Below are 555 nucleotides of genomic sequence, written 5' to 3'. Positions count from 1 at the left end.
CTGCATTATTTCACGATATTGCCAAAGGGCGCTCAGGAGATCACTCTGATTTAGGTTCTGAATTTGTCTATGAATTTGCGATGCAACATAATTATCCCATCAAAGAAGCTGAGCTGGCCTCTTGGTTGGTAAAAAGTCATTTACTCATGTCAGTCACCGCACAGCGCAGAGATATCCAAGATCCCGATGTGATCAAACAGTTTGCCCTCGAAGTGAAAACCGTTCCTCGCTTAAATTATTTAATGTGCCTAACTGTTGCTGATATTTGTGCCACCAATAGCACGCTGTGGAATAGTTGGAAGCAGAGTTTGATCCGTGAGCTATTCCTCTCAACAGAGCATCAACTCAATCAAGGTATACAGAACACACCGGACTTACGTGAGCGCATCCGCCATCACCGCCATCAAGCGCTGGTCCTACTGCGACAATCCCCTATTAATGAAGAAAAGCTCAACAAATTATGGTCTCGCTGCCATGCTGATTATTTCCTGAGACATACGCCATCACAACTCGCTTGGCACGCTTGTAATTTACTCAAGCACGACCTCGAACGAC

General features: G+C 45.2%; 1 protein-coding gene. It reads left to right on the top strand.

What is annotated here, in order from left to right; all coding sequences use genetic code 11:
• A partial coding sequence (locus tag ABN217_RS20080; RefSeq protein WP_349459978.1) for an HD domain-containing protein occupies positions 1-555 on the top strand: 555 nt, incomplete at both ends.

The sequence above is a fragment of the Proteus sp. fly-1067 genome (genome assembly GCF_040139345.1).
GTDB lineage: Bacteria > Pseudomonadota > Gammaproteobacteria > Enterobacterales > Enterobacteriaceae > Proteus > Proteus vulgaris_B.
This window is presented reverse-complemented; position numbering and strand designations above follow the sequence as displayed.